General features: G+C 62.2%; 11 protein-coding genes and 6 tRNA genes. 5 read left to right on the forward strand and 12 right to left on the reverse strand.

Annotation, left to right across the window (positions count from 1 at the left end):
• Positions 1–20: 20 nt before the first annotated feature.
• The 3 genes from WD006_RS07250 (at position 21) to WD006_RS07260 (ending at position 3,645) form a co-directional block, all read left to right on the forward strand.
• A complete protein-coding gene (locus WD006_RS07250) occupies positions 21–281 on the forward strand; it encodes a type B 50S ribosomal protein L31 (protein WP_008647952.1) in 261 nt (86 codons plus the stop codon).
• Positions 282–435: 154 nt separating this feature from the next.
• The gene (locus WD006_RS07255; protein ID WP_029307545.1) at positions 436–2,220 is read left to right on the forward strand and encodes an ArnT family glycosyltransferase; all 1,785 of its coding nucleotides are present in this window, start codon (positions 436–438) and stop codon (positions 2,218–2,220) included.
• 75 nt (positions 2,221–2,295) lie between these two features.
• Complete coding sequence (locus tag WD006_RS07260) at positions 2,296–3,645, forward strand: MATE family efflux transporter (RefSeq protein WP_029307544.1); 1,350 nt, start codon at positions 2,296–2,298, stop codon at positions 3,643–3,645.
• 202 nt (positions 3,646–3,847) lie between these two features.
• Here the strand turns inward: WD006_RS07260 and WD006_RS07265 are convergent.
• The 7 genes from WD006_RS07265 to gltX all read right to left on the reverse strand — a co-directional run bounded on the left by WD006_RS07265 (position 3,848) and on the right by gltX (position 6,309).
• Positions 3,848–3,924 (reverse strand) — tRNA-Asp (locus WD006_RS07265).
• 66 nt (positions 3,925–3,990) lie between these two features.
• A tRNA-Glu gene (locus WD006_RS07270) sits at positions 3,991–4,066 on the reverse strand.
• Positions 4,067–4,175: 109 nt separating this feature from the next.
• Positions 4,176–4,251, reverse strand: a tRNA-Ala gene (locus WD006_RS07275).
• A gap of 150 nt (positions 4,252–4,401) precedes the next feature.
• Positions 4,402–4,478 (reverse strand) — tRNA-Asp (locus WD006_RS07280).
• A 66-nt stretch (positions 4,479–4,544) separates the two neighbouring features.
• Positions 4,545–4,620 (reverse strand) — tRNA-Glu (locus tag WD006_RS07285).
• A 7-nt stretch (positions 4,621–4,627) separates the two neighbouring features.
• Positions 4,628–4,703: transfer RNA gene (locus WD006_RS07290), tRNA-Ala, on the reverse strand.
• 208 nt (positions 4,704–4,911) lie between these two features.
• On the reverse strand, positions 4,912–6,309 hold the full coding sequence (gltX, locus tag WD006_RS07295; RefSeq protein ID WP_029307543.1) for a glutamate--tRNA ligase: 1,398 nt from the start codon (positions 6,307–6,309) through the stop codon (positions 4,912–4,914).
• A gap of 195 nt (positions 6,310–6,504) precedes the next feature.
• Between gltX and WD006_RS07300 the strand changes: the two genes are divergently transcribed.
• Positions 6,505–7,455 carry a patatin-like phospholipase family protein gene (locus WD006_RS07300; RefSeq protein ID WP_029307542.1) on the forward strand — a complete coding sequence of 317 codons (951 nt, stop codon included), beginning with the start codon at positions 6,505–6,507 and terminating at the stop codon, positions 7,453–7,455.
• A 133-nt stretch (positions 7,456–7,588) separates the two neighbouring features.
• Here the strand turns inward: WD006_RS07300 and WD006_RS07305 are convergent, their stop codons facing one another.
• From WD006_RS07305 to WD006_RS07325, 5 genes are all read right to left on the reverse strand, one after another.
• Entirely contained in the window at positions 7,589–8,269 is a 681-nt protein-coding gene (locus tag WD006_RS07305) for a C40 family peptidase (protein WP_008641698.1), read from the reverse strand.
• Between the two features lie 357 nt (positions 8,270–8,626).
• A complete protein-coding gene (locus tag WD006_RS07310; protein WP_011516850.1) occupies positions 8,627–10,276 on the reverse strand; it encodes an ABC transporter ATP-binding protein in 1,650 nt (549 codons plus the stop codon).
• Positions 10,273–11,403 carry an ABC transporter permease gene (locus WD006_RS07315; RefSeq protein ID WP_011516851.1) on the reverse strand — a complete coding sequence of 377 codons (1,131 nt, stop codon included), beginning with the start codon at positions 11,401–11,403 and terminating at the stop codon, positions 10,273–10,275. The genes WD006_RS07310 and WD006_RS07315 overlap by 4 nt, the downstream gene beginning before the upstream one ends.
• Entirely contained in the window at positions 11,400–12,449 is a 1,050-nt protein-coding gene (locus WD006_RS07320; RefSeq protein WP_011516852.1) for a microcin C ABC transporter permease YejB, read from the reverse strand. Before WD006_RS07320 ends, WD006_RS07315 begins: the two co-directional genes overlap by 4 nt.
• 18 nt (positions 12,450–12,467) lie before the next feature.
• Entirely contained in the window at positions 12,468–14,354 is a 1,887-nt protein-coding gene (locus WD006_RS07325; RefSeq protein ID WP_029307540.1) for an extracellular solute-binding protein, read from the reverse strand.
• A 209-nt stretch (positions 14,355–14,563) separates the two neighbouring features.
• Between WD006_RS07325 and fabI the strand changes: the two genes are divergently transcribed.
• The gene (gene fabI, locus WD006_RS07330; RefSeq protein WP_008641690.1) at positions 14,564–15,346 is read left to right on the forward strand and encodes an enoyl-ACP reductase FabI; all 783 of its coding nucleotides are present in this window, start codon (positions 14,564–14,566) and stop codon (positions 15,344–15,346) included.
• Positions 15,347–15,397 lie beyond the last annotated feature (51 nt).

Raw genomic sequence — 15,397 nt, forward strand, 5'->3', positions numbered from 1 at the left:
CCAACCTGAAAGGAAGCACCATGAAAGAAGGCATTCACCCGAATTACCGTGAAGTCCTGTTCCACGACGTGTCGAACGACTTCAAGTTCGTGACCCGCTCGACGATCCAGACCAAGGACACGATCGAACACGAAGGCAAGACCTACCCGCTGGCCAAGATCGAAGTGTCGTCGGAATCGCACCCGTTCTACACCGGCACGCAAAAGATCATGGACACGGCCGGCCGCGTCGAGAAGTTCCGCCAGAAGTTCGGCAGCAAGCTGGGCGCCGCCAAGAAGTAATTGCCCCGCTTTATGCGAGCAAGCGCCGCGCCCAGAGGACAGATGCTCCCGCGGCGCGCGACCTGACAAAGAGGCAGCATCGGCTGCCTCTTTGCATTTGTGCCCCCACAAGACGATTTTCATGCGCCGGGGTCACATGCCTTACCATCTGCCGATGAGCCAAGCCAAGACTTCTCCCGTCCATCTGACTGCCGCTGCTACCGGTGCCCTCCCGCGTGCACTGCTGCTGGCGATCTGCATCATCTATGGACTGGCTGGCCTGTTCGGCCGCGACCCCTGGAAAAACGAGGATGCCGCCGGATTCGGCGTGATGTGGCAACTCGGCAGCGGCGGCCTGCAGGACTGGCTCATGCCGAACATCGTCGGCCGCCCCTACAGCGACGACGGCCCACTCGTATTCTGGATCGGCGGCGGCATGATCCGCCTGCTTGGCGGCTGGCTCGGCGCGCCGGATGCGGCAAGACTCGCCACCGCGCTGTTCTACTTCGCCACCTGCGCGCTGATCTGGTACTCGACCTACCTGCTGGGCCGCCGCGACGAGGTTCAGCCCTTCGCCTTTGCCTTCGGCGGTCAGCCTGACGCGCGGTCCTACGGACGCGCGCTCGCCGATGGGGCCCTGCTGATCTTCCTGGCCTGCGTTGGCCTGGCGTTGCGCGGCCACGAAACCACCGCGCAGGTCGGCCAGGTCTGCTTCATCGCCTTCACCTTGTACGGCCTCGTGCGCAGCCTTGACAAGCCGGTACAGGGCAGCCTCTGGTTCGGCGTCGGGCTTGGTGCCCTGTGCCTGGCCAGCGGGCCGATCCTGCCGCTGGTATTGCTTGCCGCGACACTCATCGCCGGACTGATCTGCCGACCGCTGCCGCTGATGCGGCTGCTGACGATCGGGGCGCCGCTAGGCGTTCTCATCATCGCAGTATGGATGGCCACGGTATATTTCGGCGCCACCGTCACGGACGATGCCGTAACCTATATTCGCGAGTGGGCTCGCTACGACCGCCACACCTACGGCCCGCCTTCGCTGGCAGCCGCCGGCTTCATCGCACGCAACTTCTTCCTCTTCTCGTGGCCGGTCTGGCCGATTGCCGCCTTTGCATGGCTGTCGTGGCGCGGCATGCGCCGGGCACCCCATGTGACGCTGCCACTGTCGTTCCTGGCCGTGCTGTTCGTGCTGCTGGTGCTGCTGCGCAGTCCGGGGGACGTGCAGTTCATCCTGCTGCTGCCGCCGATGGCCGTTCTGGCTGCCTTCGCGCTTCCGACGCTGCCGCGCGCGGCGATCAACGCGATCGACTGGTTCTCGCTACTGTTCTTCACGATTCTGGGCGGCACGATCTGGTTCCTCTGGGTCGCGAAGACGACAGGTTGGCCGCCACGCATCGCCAGCAACGTATTCCGTCAGTTGCCCGGATTCCAGCATACGTTCACGATCAGCGCCGTCATCATCGCGCTGGCGGTGACGGTGGCATGGGTGCTGATCGTGCGCTGGCGCCTGTCGCGCGCGCCGAAACAGATCTGGCGACCTGTGGTCATTTCTGCCGCCGGCACGACGCTGATGTGGGTCATGGCGATGACGCTGTGGCTGCCTTCCATCAACTACGGCAAGACCTATCGAGACGTGGCACAGGCCGCCCAACTGGCGCTGCCGTCCACCTATACCTGCGTGCAGCCCATCCGCATGGGCGATGCGCAGCTTGCCTCGTTTGCCTATTTCGGTCATATCCGTTTCGGCGGTCCCGATGACGGCTGCGACATACTGCTGCGGCATGATGCCGTGGACTACGGCGCCCCGAGCAGCATCTCCCATTTCGAATGGCGCCTGATCTGGGAAGGTCGCCGACCCGCCGACCGTGACGAGCGCTTCCGCATGTACCGGCTCGTCGATCTGTCGCACACCGCCCCGCCACGGCCGACAATTCAGCGCCGGCTGCCGCGTCAGCCCTGAGCATCCGCCGCCCGGTAGCGTCCGGACGGCGTTGCCACCCGCTGGCACGCAGCCGGCCCCTACCCTAGAAGAACGATGAGCAGCGCGCTGCAGGATATTCGTCGCATTACCCATCTGGCCGCCCCCGTGCTGGTTGGACAACTGGCGGTCATCGCCTTCGGTGTCATCGACACCATCATGTCCGGCCGCGCCTCGGCCACCGACCTTGCCGCTGTTGGCTTGGGCGGATCGATCTATGTCACGGTCTACGTCAGCCTGATGGGCGTGCTGCAAGCGCTCGCGCCTGTCGCGGGACAGTTGTACGGCGCCAACCGATCCGCGGAGATCGGCGCCGAGGTACGGCAGGCAGCATGGCTCGGTGTGGCGCTGGCTATCCCCGGCATGCTGTTGCTGCTGTTTCCCGCACCGTTGCTGGAATTCGCCAAAGCACCACCCGAGTTGGTCGAAAAAGCATCGCACTATCTGCATATCGGTGCATACGGCCTACCCGCAGCGCTGGGTTTTCGCATCTACATGGCGCTGAACAATGCGCTATCTCGCCCCGTCATGGTGACGGTGCTGCAGATTGCTGGCCTGGCACTCAAGATTCCACTCAATGCCTGGTTCATCGAAGGCGGTTATGGCCTCGCCCCGATGGGCGGGCCCGGCTGCGCGCTGGCATCCACGCTGATCAGCTGGATATGGTTTCTGTCCGGACTTGCGATCCTGCTGCGCGGTACGGCCTACCGGTCCCTGGAGATCTTCACGCGTTGGGAGTGGCCACGCTGGGACCGGATTCAGCCTCTTCTGCGCCTGGGGCTGCCGATGGGACTCACCTACCTGATCGAGATCACGTCATTCACCCTAATGTCGATCTTCATCACACGCATGGGCACCGATACCCTTGCGGGGCATCAGATCATCGCCAACCTCAGCGCCGTGGCGTACATGATGCCGCTCTCGCTATCCATCGCGACCTCGACGCTCGTCGCGCAGTCCATAGGCGCACGCGATATGGCTGCCGCACGGCGTATCGGCTGGCGTGGCATTCGCTTGGGCGCCGGACTCGCGCTACTGACCGGCACGCTGCTCTGGCTGCTACGCGAGCCGCTGCTGCATGCCTATGTCAGCGACCCGGCCGTGATTGCCAAAGCATTGCCGCTAATGCTGTTTGTCGCGTTCTATCAAGCCTTTGATGCTGTACAGGTCATGAGCGCATTCATCCTGCGCGCGTACAAGATCGCGCTGATCCCGACGCTGATCTACGCCGGCTCACTCTGGGGCGTGGGGCTCGGTGGCGGCTATGTGATGGGTTTCGGCCTGATCGATGCGTTGCCCGCCTTCACGCGCGGCGCATCGGGCTTCTGGTTGGCCAACAGCATCAGCCTGGCAATTGCCGGAACGCTGCTGGTTCGATACTTCATGCGCGTGAGTCGCGTTGGATAACCTGAATCAATGGCGCACAGAAAAAATGCCCGCGTACGCGGGTATTTCTAATTTGGCGAAGCGGACGGGACTCGGCTACATCCCACAGGCTGCGGATTCGCTTGCAAGCGAATCTCTGCGAGTCCGGCCAGGAGCCGCGCAGATGGCTCGCTCCGTTCCGTACAGACGAAAAAAATGCCCGCTTGCGCGGGCATTTCTAATTTGGCGGAGCGGACGGGACTCGAACCCGCGACCCCCGGCGTGACAGGCCGGTATTCTAACCAACTGAACTACCGCTCCTTTTTCGGTTGCTATCCGAAGCTTCGCTCCGAACAGCCAACTGGACGTTTGATTACGTCCAACATCTGGCGTCCCCTAGGGGATTCGAACCCCTGTACTCACCGTGAAAGGGTGATGTCCTAGGCCTCTAGACGAAGGGGACAGAAACTATTTGCAAGCAATGTTTCCGTCTACTGCTGCGAAGTCCGCCATTCTAGCAGAGATTTCGCAATCTGAGGCACTTTTTTACTGCATCCGTGCCTCGGAAATTCTGGTGGAGCTAAGCGGGATCGAACCGCTGACCTCTTGCATGCCATGCAAGCGCTCTCCCAGCTGAGCTATAGCCCCAAATTATAATCGCAGCCCATTACTGCAGCACGATCATCTTTGATTTTTTGAGGCTGAAAATTTGCCTCGGGTAAATCAAAAGGTGATTATCAGATAATCACCTCTCACCCAAATAAAAACCCGCTTGGTTTCACCCAAGCGGGCTCAGTCTGGCGGAGCGGACGGGACTCGAACCCGCGACCCCCGGCGTGACAGGCCGGTATTCTAACCGACTGAACTACCGCTCCTTTGTCGGTTGCTATCCGAAGCTTCGCTCCGGACAGCCAACTGGACGTTTGATTACGTCCAACATCTGGCGTCCCCTAGGGGATTCGAACCCCTGTACTCACCGTGAAAGGGTGATGTCCTAGGCCTCTAGACGAAGGGGACAGAAACTTGGTGGAGCTAAGCGGGATCGAACCGCTGACCTCTTGCATGCCATGCAAGCGCTCTCCCAGCTGAGCTATAGCCCCATAGTTACTGCCATTTACTGCAATCTTGCTCACCAGATTTACTGCGTTTCTGGCGAAGCGGCGATTATAAAGCATTCTCACCGTTTTGCAAGCCCCGTTCGGTTTTTCAACCGCTCTGCTTGACTCGCGTCGTGCAGCAGGGAGAACGAGATTATGCTGAAGTCTCGACCAGAGCGCAAGCCCCAGCCGAGACTTTTTCAGCAGTTTTTTACGCTGCAGCCAAACGGCGCAGCACCGTGTCGCGACCGAACAGTTCAAGCACCGCGTCGATGCTCGGCGTCTGCAACTGTCCCGCCACCAGCAGGCGCACCGGCATCGCCAGCTTCGGCATCTTCAGACCGAACTCCGCCAGCACTGCCTTGAACGCGGCACTGATCGCTTCGCGCTTCCACTCCGGCAGCGCCGCGAGTTGCGTGGCCAGCGCCTGCAGTGCGGGGCGAATCTCGTCCGTCAGGTGTTCGGCCTTCAGCGCCGCATCGGCCTGCGGCTCGCCGCGATAAAACAGCATCGCGGTCTGCGCCACTTCCTTCAGCGTGTTCGCGCGATCCTTGACCAGCGCGATCACGTCCACCAGGTTCGCGCCTTCGACCTTGCCGCCGAGCGCCTCGATGAACGGACGCGTCAGGTCTGCCAGGCGCGTGTTGTCACCAACCTTGATGTAATGGCTGTTGAGCCACGCCAGCTTTTCCGGGTTGTATTGCGCCGGGGACTTGCCCAAGTGCTCCAGATCGAACCATTCGACGAACTGTTCGCGCGAGAAGATCTCGGCATCGCCATGCGCCCAGCCCAGTCGCGCCAGATAGTTCAGGACGGCCTCCGGCAGATAGCCCTCATCCCGATATCCCGTGACGGGCAACGCGCCATGACGCTTACTCATCTTCTCACCCTGCTCGTTGAGCACGGTGGGCAGGTGGGCGTAGACCGGCACCTCGCCACCCAGGGCGCGGATGATGTTGATCTGCCGCGGCGTGTTATTGACGTGGTCATCGCCCCGGATCACGTGGGTGATCTTCATGTCGAGGTCATCCACCACCACGCAGAAGTTGTAGGTCGGCGTGCCATCGGGGCGGGCAATGACGAGATCGTCGAGTTCATCATTCGAGATCTCGATGCGGCCCTTCACGGCGTCGTCCCACACCACGCTACCGCCGATCGGGTTTTTGAAGCGCACCACGGGCTGCACGCCAGCCGGCGGCTCGGGCAGCACCTTGCCCGGCTCCGGACGCCAGAAACCGTTGTACCGCGGCTTTTCGCCAGCAGCACGCTGCGCTTCGCGCAAGGCGTCAAGCTCCTCGGTACTCATATAGCAGTGGTAAGCCAGCTCGTTGTCGAGCATCTGCTGTACCACCTCGCGATACCGGTCCATCCGCTGCATCTGATAGAAGGGGCCTTCGTCGATGTCCAGATCGAGCCAGGCCATGCTTTCCAGGATGACGTCGACGGCGACATCGGTCGAACGCTCGACGTCGGTATCCTCGATACGCAGGATGAAGTCGCCCTTCATGCGGCGGGCAAACGCCCACGGATAAAACGCGGAGCGAATATTGCCGAGGTGAATGAAGCCGGTCGGACTCGGTGCGAAGCGGGTGCGGACGCGTTGTGTCATGGTTCGGGGAAACAAAAAGGCCCGCGCACGGATGCGCGCAGGCCGGATGTCAGGGAATGCTGCATTATACGCGCTGCCCGACACGATCTCCGCCCTGGAATCATTTATGCTGCCGCCAGTCTGACATTCGGCCATACGCGATGCGAGGCCCCACGGGGCCTCCAGCATCACATCCAGCAAGATCTCCTTCCCTCGATGCAACGACGAAACTTCCTGGGCGCTTCGGCAGCGATGCTGCTGGCAGCCTGCTCCTTCGGCCCCAAGCCGGACGCGACAAACCCCGGCACCACCGCCACCGTACCACCCGTGGCGACCAACCCGCCCCGGCCAATCCGCATCGGTCTGGCGCTCGGCGGCGGAGCGGCGCGTGGCTTCGCGCACATTGGCGTGATCAAGGCGCTCGAAGCCCAGGGAATTCGCCCGGATATCGTCACGGGCACCAGCGCGGGCTCAGTGGTAGCGGCACTCTACGCGTCGGGCATGGATGGCTTTACGTTGAACAAGCTCGCGCTAACGATGGACGAAGCGACCATCGCCGACTGGGCCCTGCCCTTCGGCACACGCTTCGGCGGCTGGCTCAAGGGCGAGGCGCTGCAGAACTACGTCAACCGCCTGGTCAAGAATCGTCCGATCGAGTCGATGAAGCTGCCGCTCGGCATCGTTGCCACGGATCTCAAGACCGGCGAGCGGATTCTGTTCCGGCGTGGCAATACCGGCCAGGCCGTACGCGCATCGAGCAGCGTCCCGGGCGTATTCCAGCCGGTGGCGATCGGCGGCCACGACTACGTCGATGGTGGCCTGGTGGAGCCGGTACCAGTGGATGCCGCCCGCGAGATGGGCGCCGATTTCGTGATCGCGGTGAATATCTCTGCCGATCCGGCGAGTCAGAAAAATGGCGGGCAGAGTGGTGTCCTGCTGCAGACGACGGCCATCATGGGGCAGTCGATCAACAAGATGGCGCTGGCGCGCGCCGACGTTGTGATCCGGCCCGACCTGCCGGATATGGGCGGCAGCGATTTTACGTCGCGCAATCGGGCGATCCTGGCTGGCGAGCAGGCCACATCTGCGGTACTAGCGGCATTGCGTGAAAAGCTGGCCGCCGCGCGCAATCGTCCGGCGACGGGCGGAACCGTCGCGACACAATAAGCAGCGACACGCCGCGCCCGAACATCGCTCTCCCCCAAACAACACACAACAAAAAAGGACTGCCTGAGCAGTCCTTTTTTGTTTTGCCTTCGGGATTTGCCGCTTCAGCAGCCGCAAATCCTAGGCACCGTACTTAGCCACCGTAAAGCGAGCGGCCCTGGGCATTCGGATCGTAACGCTTGAGCGTCTCGATCATGTTGCTGGTGTTCTCGACCGAGCCACGCGCCGAATCGTCGATACGGCGGGCACCGTTGTAGCGCGTCACCCAGTAGGCGGCACGCATGTCATCGACACGGATCTTGCTGCCGGTGGACGGCGCGTGCACGAACTTGTTGTCGCCAATATAGATGCCGACGTGCGAGAACGTGTGGCGCATGGTGTTGAAGAACACCAGATCGCCGGGCCGCAGATCGTTCGCCGCAACCGTGGCGCCAACCTGGCTCATTTCGACGGAGCGACGGGGCAACATGAAGCCGAAGGTGTCGTTGAACACGTAGCGGACGAAGCCGCTGCAGTCCAGACCCGACTCGGGGCTGTTACCGCCGAAGCGATAACGAACACCGATCAGACCCAGCGCGTTCATGACCAGGTCGCCAGCTTTCGTGGCGACATTGCTGGTGGAGTTCATCATCGACGACAGCAAGCCACGCTTGCCTTCCGGATGCGCGTCCGTGACATCCGCACGGGCATCGATCCGGGCGTCGGTATCCTTGAACACCGTATCCGCCAGCACTCCATTCGACACAGTCGCACCGCAGACAATGGCAATTCCAACGGCGGCGCGCGCCAGGGAATGAAGTACCGTTCGCTGCATTGGTTCTCCTGATGATCGGACAAATCTGACCGGTGAGTAAGACAACACCGGACAGCGTGAAAACATCAGGGCGGATCGGACGCAAGAAGTACGCCAGTAGAAAAGCTCCCGTCTCGCACCAACCGCGTGCACTGCTGGTCTTCCCCAAGACCTCACGCGGCGGACGAACCACCCCCAAAAAACTTATCGGGCGATCTTAAAGTAGCCGCCCTTGACATGTCAAAGATGGTTACAAATTTCCCTCAAATCGCCTGCAAATCAACGAACTAGCGCAAAAAACGCATCCAGTTTCTTGGTTTTCGCATAAACAGCGCATGTTACGCCGGCGTGTCAATGCATGATGCGACGCACATCAAATCAAGCCGAACCTAGCTGGGCCGCCGCCATCAGCTTGCGTGTATACGAATGTTGCGGTGCGCCGAGCACCGTTTCGGTCTCGCCCGACTCCACAACCTCGCCGTTCTTCATCACCACGACCCGGTGCGCCATGGCGCGAATCACCGCCAAGTCGTGACTGATAAAGAGATAGCTGAGGTTGTACTTGTGCTGGAGCTGTGACAGCAGAGCCAGCACCTGCTGCTGAATCGACACGTCAAGTGCAGAAGTCGGCTCATCCAGCACCAGCACCTGCGGTTTCAGGATCAGCACACGGGCAATGGCGATACGTTGCCGCTGGCCACCCGAGAACTCGTGCGGGTAGCGCCCCAGCGCGGTGCGGTCGAGCCCCACTTCGCGCAGTGCCTCGATCACGCGCTCACGCGTTGCCTCGCGCGACAGGCCCGGCTGGTGCAGCGCGAGCCCCTCCTCCACGATCTGCTCGATCGTCATCCGGGGAGACAGCGACCCGAACGGGTCCTGGAATACCACCTGCATCCGTGAGCGTAACGCGCTGCGCTCCTTGCCCGTGCAGGTATCGAAGCTCCGGCCCAGGAACTGGATCGAGCCGCTACTCTTGCGCTGGAGCGCGAGCACGGCGTGAGCCAGCGTCGTCTTGCCTGAGCCCGACTCACCTACGATCCCGACCGTTTCCCCTTCGCGCAACTGCAGGTTCACCTCCTTCACAGCCGGGAATGCTTCCTTGAGGAACCAGCCCGCCATGCCAGGACGCTTCTTCATGTAGTTGACGCACAGCGCATCGGTCTCCAGCAACACCGGGGCCAGCGGCACCAGCGGCAACACCTCGCGCCGGGGCCGACTGTCGATCAGCTTGCGTGTGTAGGGATGGTGCGGATTGGAGAAGACCTCGGCGGTCTCGCCCGTCTCGACCAGGACGCCCTTTTCCATCACGCCCACGCGCTGGGCGAACGCCCTGACCATGTTCAGATCGTGCGTGATCAGCATCACCGCCATGCCGAACTCGGCCTGCAGGTCGCGCAACAGATCCAGGATCTGGGCCCGGATGGTCACGTCCAGCGCGGTGGTCGGCTCGTCGGCCAGCAACAGCTTGGGGCGGCACGCGAGCGCCATGGCGATCATCGCGCGCTGACGCTGGCCACCCGACAACTGGTGCGGGAAGCTATTGAAACGGTTGGGCGCGTCGGTGATGCCGGTGCGCTCGAGCAGCGCAATCGCGCGATCGCGGGCAGCCCGGCGGTCCAGCCCTTCGTGCAGCGCCAGCGTCTCCACGATCTGGTTACCAATCGTGTAGAGCGGATTAAGCGCCGTCATGGGCTCCTGGAAGATCATGGCGATCTCCGATCCGCGAATGCGGCGCATCTCGCGATCGGACACCTGTAGCAGATCTTCGCCCTCGAAACGGATCGAGCCCTGATAGTGCGCATCCTCGACCAGTCGAAGCATCGCCAGCGCGGTCACGGTCTTGCCCGAGCCCGATTCGCCGACCAGCGCGTAGCGCTCGCCGGCCCGAAGGTCGAAACTCACTTCGCGCACCGCGCGCGTGGCGTGCTCGCCCTCCCCGAAGGTGACCGACAGGCGGTCCACGCACATTAGCTTGGTACCCGGCGCTGGCACTGCCGCCGGTTCGGTAAAGGTCATGGCCGTGCTCATCGGACGGCCTCCGCTGCCCCGCCACGTGCCGGCACCTTCGGCGCCACGCGGCCGCGCATCTGGGCCAGGCCCATGCGCGTGTCGAACGCATCGCGCAGCGCGTCTCCCATGAACGTCAGCAGCAGCAGTGTCAGCACCAGCACCGCGAAGGTCGACAGGGAAATCCACCACGCATCGAGATTTGCCTTGCCCTGCGCCAGCAGCTCGCCCAGGCTAGGCGTGGTCGGCGGCACGCCAAGACCGAGGAAATCCAGACTCGTGAGCGCCAGAATCGCCGCGCTCATCCGGAACGGCAGGAACGTGATCACCGGCGTCAGGCTGTTCGGCAGGATATGCCGCCACATGATCTGCACATTCGACAAACCCAGCGCGCGGGCCGACTTGACGTAGTCGAGCGAGCGATTGCGGTAGAACTCGGCGCGCACGTAGTCGGACAGCCCCATCCAGCCAAACAGCGACAGCAGGATGATCAGCAGCGCCAGACTCGGCTCGAAGATCGAGGCAAAGATGATCAGCAGGTACAGCTCGGGCATCGAGCCCCATATCTCGATCGCGCGTTGCGACATGAGGTCGAACCGGCCGCCGAAGAACCCCATCAGCGCGCCCGTCAGCGTGCCGACCAGCACGCCGATGACGGTCAGTGCCAGCCCGAACAGCACGGATACGCGGAATCCATATAGCAAGCGAGCCAGCACATCGCGGCCACGGTCATCGGTGCCAAGCCAGTTTTCCGCCGAGGGCGGCGCCGGATTCGGCTCCTTGGCGAAGTAGTTGATCGAATCGTACGAATAGCGGTTCAGCGGAAAAATCGCGAAATTGCCATGCGTCGTAATTCGCTCGAGGATGAACGGATCAAGATAGTCGGTGCGCGTTGGGAAATCGCCGTCGAACGTGGTTTCCGGGTAGACCTTGGCGATCGGCAGGTAGTACTCGCCCTTGTAGCGGACCAACAGCGGCCGGTCGCTCGACAGCACCTCGGCGCACAGGCTCAGCACGAACAGCGCCACGAACAGGATCAGGCTCCAGTAGCCAAGCCGGTTGCGACGGAACCGTTGCCAGGCGCGCTGACGCGGAGACAGCGAGTGCGGCAGCCCGTTCTGGATTGGGGCGCGTTTGAAGGGATTCATCGATGCATCCCCTCGAAGTGAATACGAGGATCGACCATCACGTAGCAAATGTCCGAAATCAGGCGCGTCACCAGACCGATCAGCGTGAACAGGTACAGCGTGCCGAGCACCACGGGGTAGTCACGACGCAGCACCGCCTCATAGGACAGCAGACCCAGCCCGTCGAGCGAAAACAGTGTTTCGATCAGCAGCGAGCCGGTGAAGAACGCGCCGATAAACGCCGCCGGGAACCCCGTCACGAGCGGAATCAGCGCGTTACGGAACACATGCTTCCAGAGCACGCGGTGCTCGGACAGGCCCTTGGCCCGCGCGGTCAGCACGTACTGCTTGCGGATTTCCTCCAGGAACGCATTCTTGGTCAGCATGGTGACCACGGCGAAGCTGCCCACGACCGATGCCGTGATCGGCAGCACCAGGTGCCAGAGGTAATCCATCACCTTGCCCATGAGCGACAACTGGTCCCAGTCATCGGAGGTCAGGCCGCGCAGCGGGAACCACTGCACGAACGTGCCGCCGCCAAACAGCACCAGCAGCAGCACGCCGAGCACGAAGCCGGGGATCGCATACCCCACCAGCACGATCATGCTGCTGATCACGTCGAAGCGGCTGCCGGCCCGGATTGCCTTGGAGATGCCCAGCGGCACCGATATCAGATAGGTCAGGAAGAATGTCCAGAGCCCCAGGCTGATCGACACAGGCATCTTCGACTTCACCAGTTCCCAGACGCTGCGGTGCTGGAAGTAGCTCTGGCCGAGGTCGAACTTTGCAAAGCGCTTGAGCATCAGGAAATAGCGCTCGATCGGCGGCTTGTCGAAGCCGTACAGCGCCTGGATCTCCTTGATCTTGTCCGGGTCCACGCCGCGACGGCCGCGATACTCGGCACCGCCGCCGCTGGCCTCGGCAGCACCGCCCCGCCCTTTCATCTCAAGCATCATCTGCTCGACTGGGCCACCGGGCACGAACTGGATCACGACGAACGTAAGCGTAATGACGCCGATCAACGTCGGAATCATCAGCAGAATGCGCTTCAACAGATAGGCAAGCATGGCCGTCCGGGTTCGGGATTACTGGGTCTTTGGCACCAGGTCATTGCGCCACCAGTTGGAGAGGATCCAGCCTTCCGCCGTGTAGAAGTACGGCAGACGCGTCGGGTACGCCATCTCCTTGCGATATGCCACACGATGGAACGCACTGTACCAGTTTGGCACGATGTAGTAGCCATGCATCAGCACACGGTCGAGCGCTCGGCCGGCGGTAATCAGTTCATCGCGCGATCGGGCGTGCAGCAACGTGTCAACAAGCTTGTCGACCGCCGGCGATTTCAGGCCGAACAGGTTGTCGGAACCGGGCGTGCCCGCCGCTTCAGCCGTGAAGCGGTCGCGCAGTTCGTTGCCGGGGCTCTGGGAATCCGGGAAACGGATCGACACCATGTCGAAATCGAAATCCTCGAGCCGCTTCTGGTACAGCGCGAAGTCCGTGGTGCGCTGGTTCACCTCGATGCCGAGCTTCTCCAGGTTACGGATGTACGCCGTGATAACCCGACTCATGGCGCCGCCGTCATCCAGGAATTCGAACACCATCGGCTCGCCCTTGGCATTGCGCAGCGCACCATCTGAATAGGTCCACCCCGCCTGCGCCAGCAACCGGCGCGCATCGCGCAGGTTGTCGCGCAGGGAGCGCGGCGGGTTCGTCGTGGGCTGCACGACATCCGCGCCGAACACTTCGGCCGGCAACTCGGCGCGCAGCGGCTCCAGCAACGCCAGTTCACCCGGCCCCGGCTTGCCATCGAAGGTGGTGCTGGCGGCCAGTTCGCTGTTCGAGAACCAGCTGTCAAGCCGCTTGTAGGCCCCGTAGAACAGTTGCCGGTTCAGCCACTCGAAATCTAGCGCGAGGATCAGCGCCTGGCGCACCCGCACATCCTGGAACATCGGCTTGCGCATGTTCATCACGAAGCCCTGCATCCCGGCGCCATTGCGGTGCGGGAACTCGGTCTTGATCAGCTCCCCTTCCTTGAAACGCGTGCCGACGTAGCTCTTGGCCCAGTTTTTTGACCGATATTCGACGATCGCATCGAACTCGCCGGCCTTGAATGCCTCGAGTTTGGCCGTTTCGTCCTTGTAGAGACGGTAGACCACCCGGCCGAAATTGAACGTGCCGCGGCGTACCGCCAGATCCTTGCCCCAGTATTTCGGGTCGCGCGCGAACACGATGCCACGCCCGGCGTCGTAGCGTTCGATCTTGTACGGTCCGCTGGTGATCGGCTCCTCGAAGGTCAGCTTGTCGAACGATACCTTCTCGGTCCACTTCTTCGAGAACACCGGGAGCGAGCCGACAATCAGCGGCAGTTCGGGATTGCGTTGCTTGAAGTCAAATCGCACCGTGCGTTCGCCGGTCACCACCACGGCTTTCACATCGGTGCACATGCTGCGATAGCCCGGGCTCGCGAACTTGCTCATCAGCATGTCGTACGAATACTTGACGTCCGACGCCAGCACGGGGTCGCCGTTGACAAAGCGTGCCTCGCGGCGAATTTGGAACGTCACCGACAACTCGTCCGGCGCCACCGTGACATCGTCGGCCAGCAGGCCATAGGAGCTGGCGGTCTCGTCGGCGCTGCTGATCAGCAGCGACTCGAACATCAGGGCGTTGAGCCCCGGCGCGGACGTGCCCTTCAGAGTGAACGGGTTGAACTTGTCGAAACTGGTGCGGCGGTCCGGGTTGGCCAGGGTCAGCGTGCCCCCCTGCGGGGCATCGGCATTGACGTAGTCGAAATGCTTGAAGTCCGGCGGATACTTGAGGTCGCCGTGGAGCGCAAAGCCGTGGGCTGCGAAAGCAGATAAGGGAAAACCCGAAGCCAGCACGATCGACAGCGCCGCCCACCCTTGCACTACCGCGCGTCGACAGAAGCACTGCCCTGCCGCCCGAAGCGGCCAACGTGCACGAATCAGCATCCGGTTGCAGACCTCCACAATGCCCAGGACAGCCCGGCGGCTTGTGGCCGGGCGAAGTTGTGCGACAATTTTACATGCGTTCGGGTGGCCAACAGCCATCCGGACATTCCCTCTACGCGGTGCAACAAAAGCGGGAAAGTTTGCTTATTGTGCATCGGCCATGGGCCATCGCATAAAATACGCCCGCCCCACACATATTTGGAGAATCTATGGGATTTCTGGCAGGTAAGCGGATCCTGATTACCGGTTTGCTTTCGAACCGTTCGATCGCCTACGGCATTGCAGCAGCGTGCAAGCGTGAAGGCGCGGAACTGGCGTTCACTTATGTCGGCGAACGATTCAAGGACCGCATCACGGACTTCGCCAAGGAATTCGGCTCCGACATGATCTATGAGTGCGACGTTGGCAGCGACGAACAGATCGACGCCACGTTTGCCGCACTGGGGCAGCGCTGGGAAAAATTCGACGGTCTGGTGCACTCGATCGGCTTCGCGCCGCGCGAAGCCATCGCCGGCAACTTCCTGGACGGGCTGTCGCGTGAAGGCTTCCGGATCGCACACGATATCTCGGCCTACAGCTTCCCGGCACTGGCCAAGGCCGCGATGCCGCTGCTCAATGACAAGGCATCGCTGCTGACGCTGACCTACCTGGGCGCCGAGCGTGTGGTACCGAACTACAACACGATGGGCCTGGCCAAGGCTTCGCTCGAAGCCAGCGTGCGCTACCTGGCGTCGGCGGTCGGCCCGCGCGGGATGCGTGCCAACGGCATTTCGGCCGGTCCGATCAAGACCCTGGCCGCCTCGGGCATCAAGGACTTCAGCCGCCTGCTCAAGCATTTCGAAGACGTGGCACCGATCCGTCGCAACGTGACGATCGAAGAAGTCGGCAACGTCGCGGCCTTCCTGCTGTCGGATCTGGCCAGCGGCGTGACCGGCGAGATCACGTATGTCGACGGCGGCTACAACATCGTGGGCACGGCCGTCGAGGACTGATCCCGGCTTCGCACCGCCCCTGCGATCCAGGCGCCCCAACACGGGGCGCCT

It is taken from the genome of Cupriavidus sp. Met-2, from assembly GCF_049843575.1.
Lineage (GTDB): Bacteria > Pseudomonadota > Gammaproteobacteria > Burkholderiales > Burkholderiaceae > Cupriavidus > Cupriavidus metallidurans.

Bases quoted from the DNA above. Each gene is read 5' to 3' on its own strand.
- WD006_RS07300 (WP_029307542.1), top strand. From the start codon at position 6,505: ATGCAACGACGAAACTTCCTGGGCGCTTCGGCAGCGATGCTGCTGGCA.
- WD006_RS07325 (WP_029307540.1), bottom strand. From the start codon at position 14,354: ATGCTGATTCGTGCACGTTGGCCGCTTCGGGCGGCAGGGCAGTGCTTC.
- fabI (WP_008641690.1), top strand. From the start codon at position 14,564: ATGGGATTTCTGGCAGGTAAGCGGATCCTGATTACCGGTTTGCTTTCG.
- WD006_RS07305 (WP_008641698.1), bottom strand. From the start codon at position 8,269: ATGCAGCGAACGGTACTTCATTCCCTGGCGCGCGCCGCCGTTGGAATT.
- WD006_RS07250 (WP_008647952.1), top strand. From the start codon at position 21: ATGAAAGAAGGCATTCACCCGAATTACCGTGAAGTCCTGTTCCACGAC.
- WD006_RS07315 (WP_011516851.1), bottom strand. From the start codon at position 11,403: ATGAATCCCTTCAAACGCGCCCCAATCCAGAACGGGCTGCCGCACTCG.
- WD006_RS07260 (WP_029307544.1), top strand. From the start codon at position 2,296: ATGAGCAGCGCGCTGCAGGATATTCGTCGCATTACCCATCTGGCCGCC.
- gltX (WP_029307543.1), bottom strand. From the start codon at position 6,309: ATGACACAACGCGTCCGCACCCGCTTCGCACCGAGTCCGACCGGCTTC.
- WD006_RS07310 (WP_011516850.1), bottom strand. From the start codon at position 10,276: ATGAGCACGGCCATGACCTTTACCGAACCGGCGGCAGTGCCAGCGCCG.
- WD006_RS07255 (WP_029307545.1), top strand. From the start codon at position 436: ATGAGCCAAGCCAAGACTTCTCCCGTCCATCTGACTGCCGCTGCTACC.
- WD006_RS07320 (WP_011516852.1), bottom strand. From the start codon at position 12,449: ATGCTTGCCTATCTGTTGAAGCGCATTCTGCTGATGATTCCGACGTTG.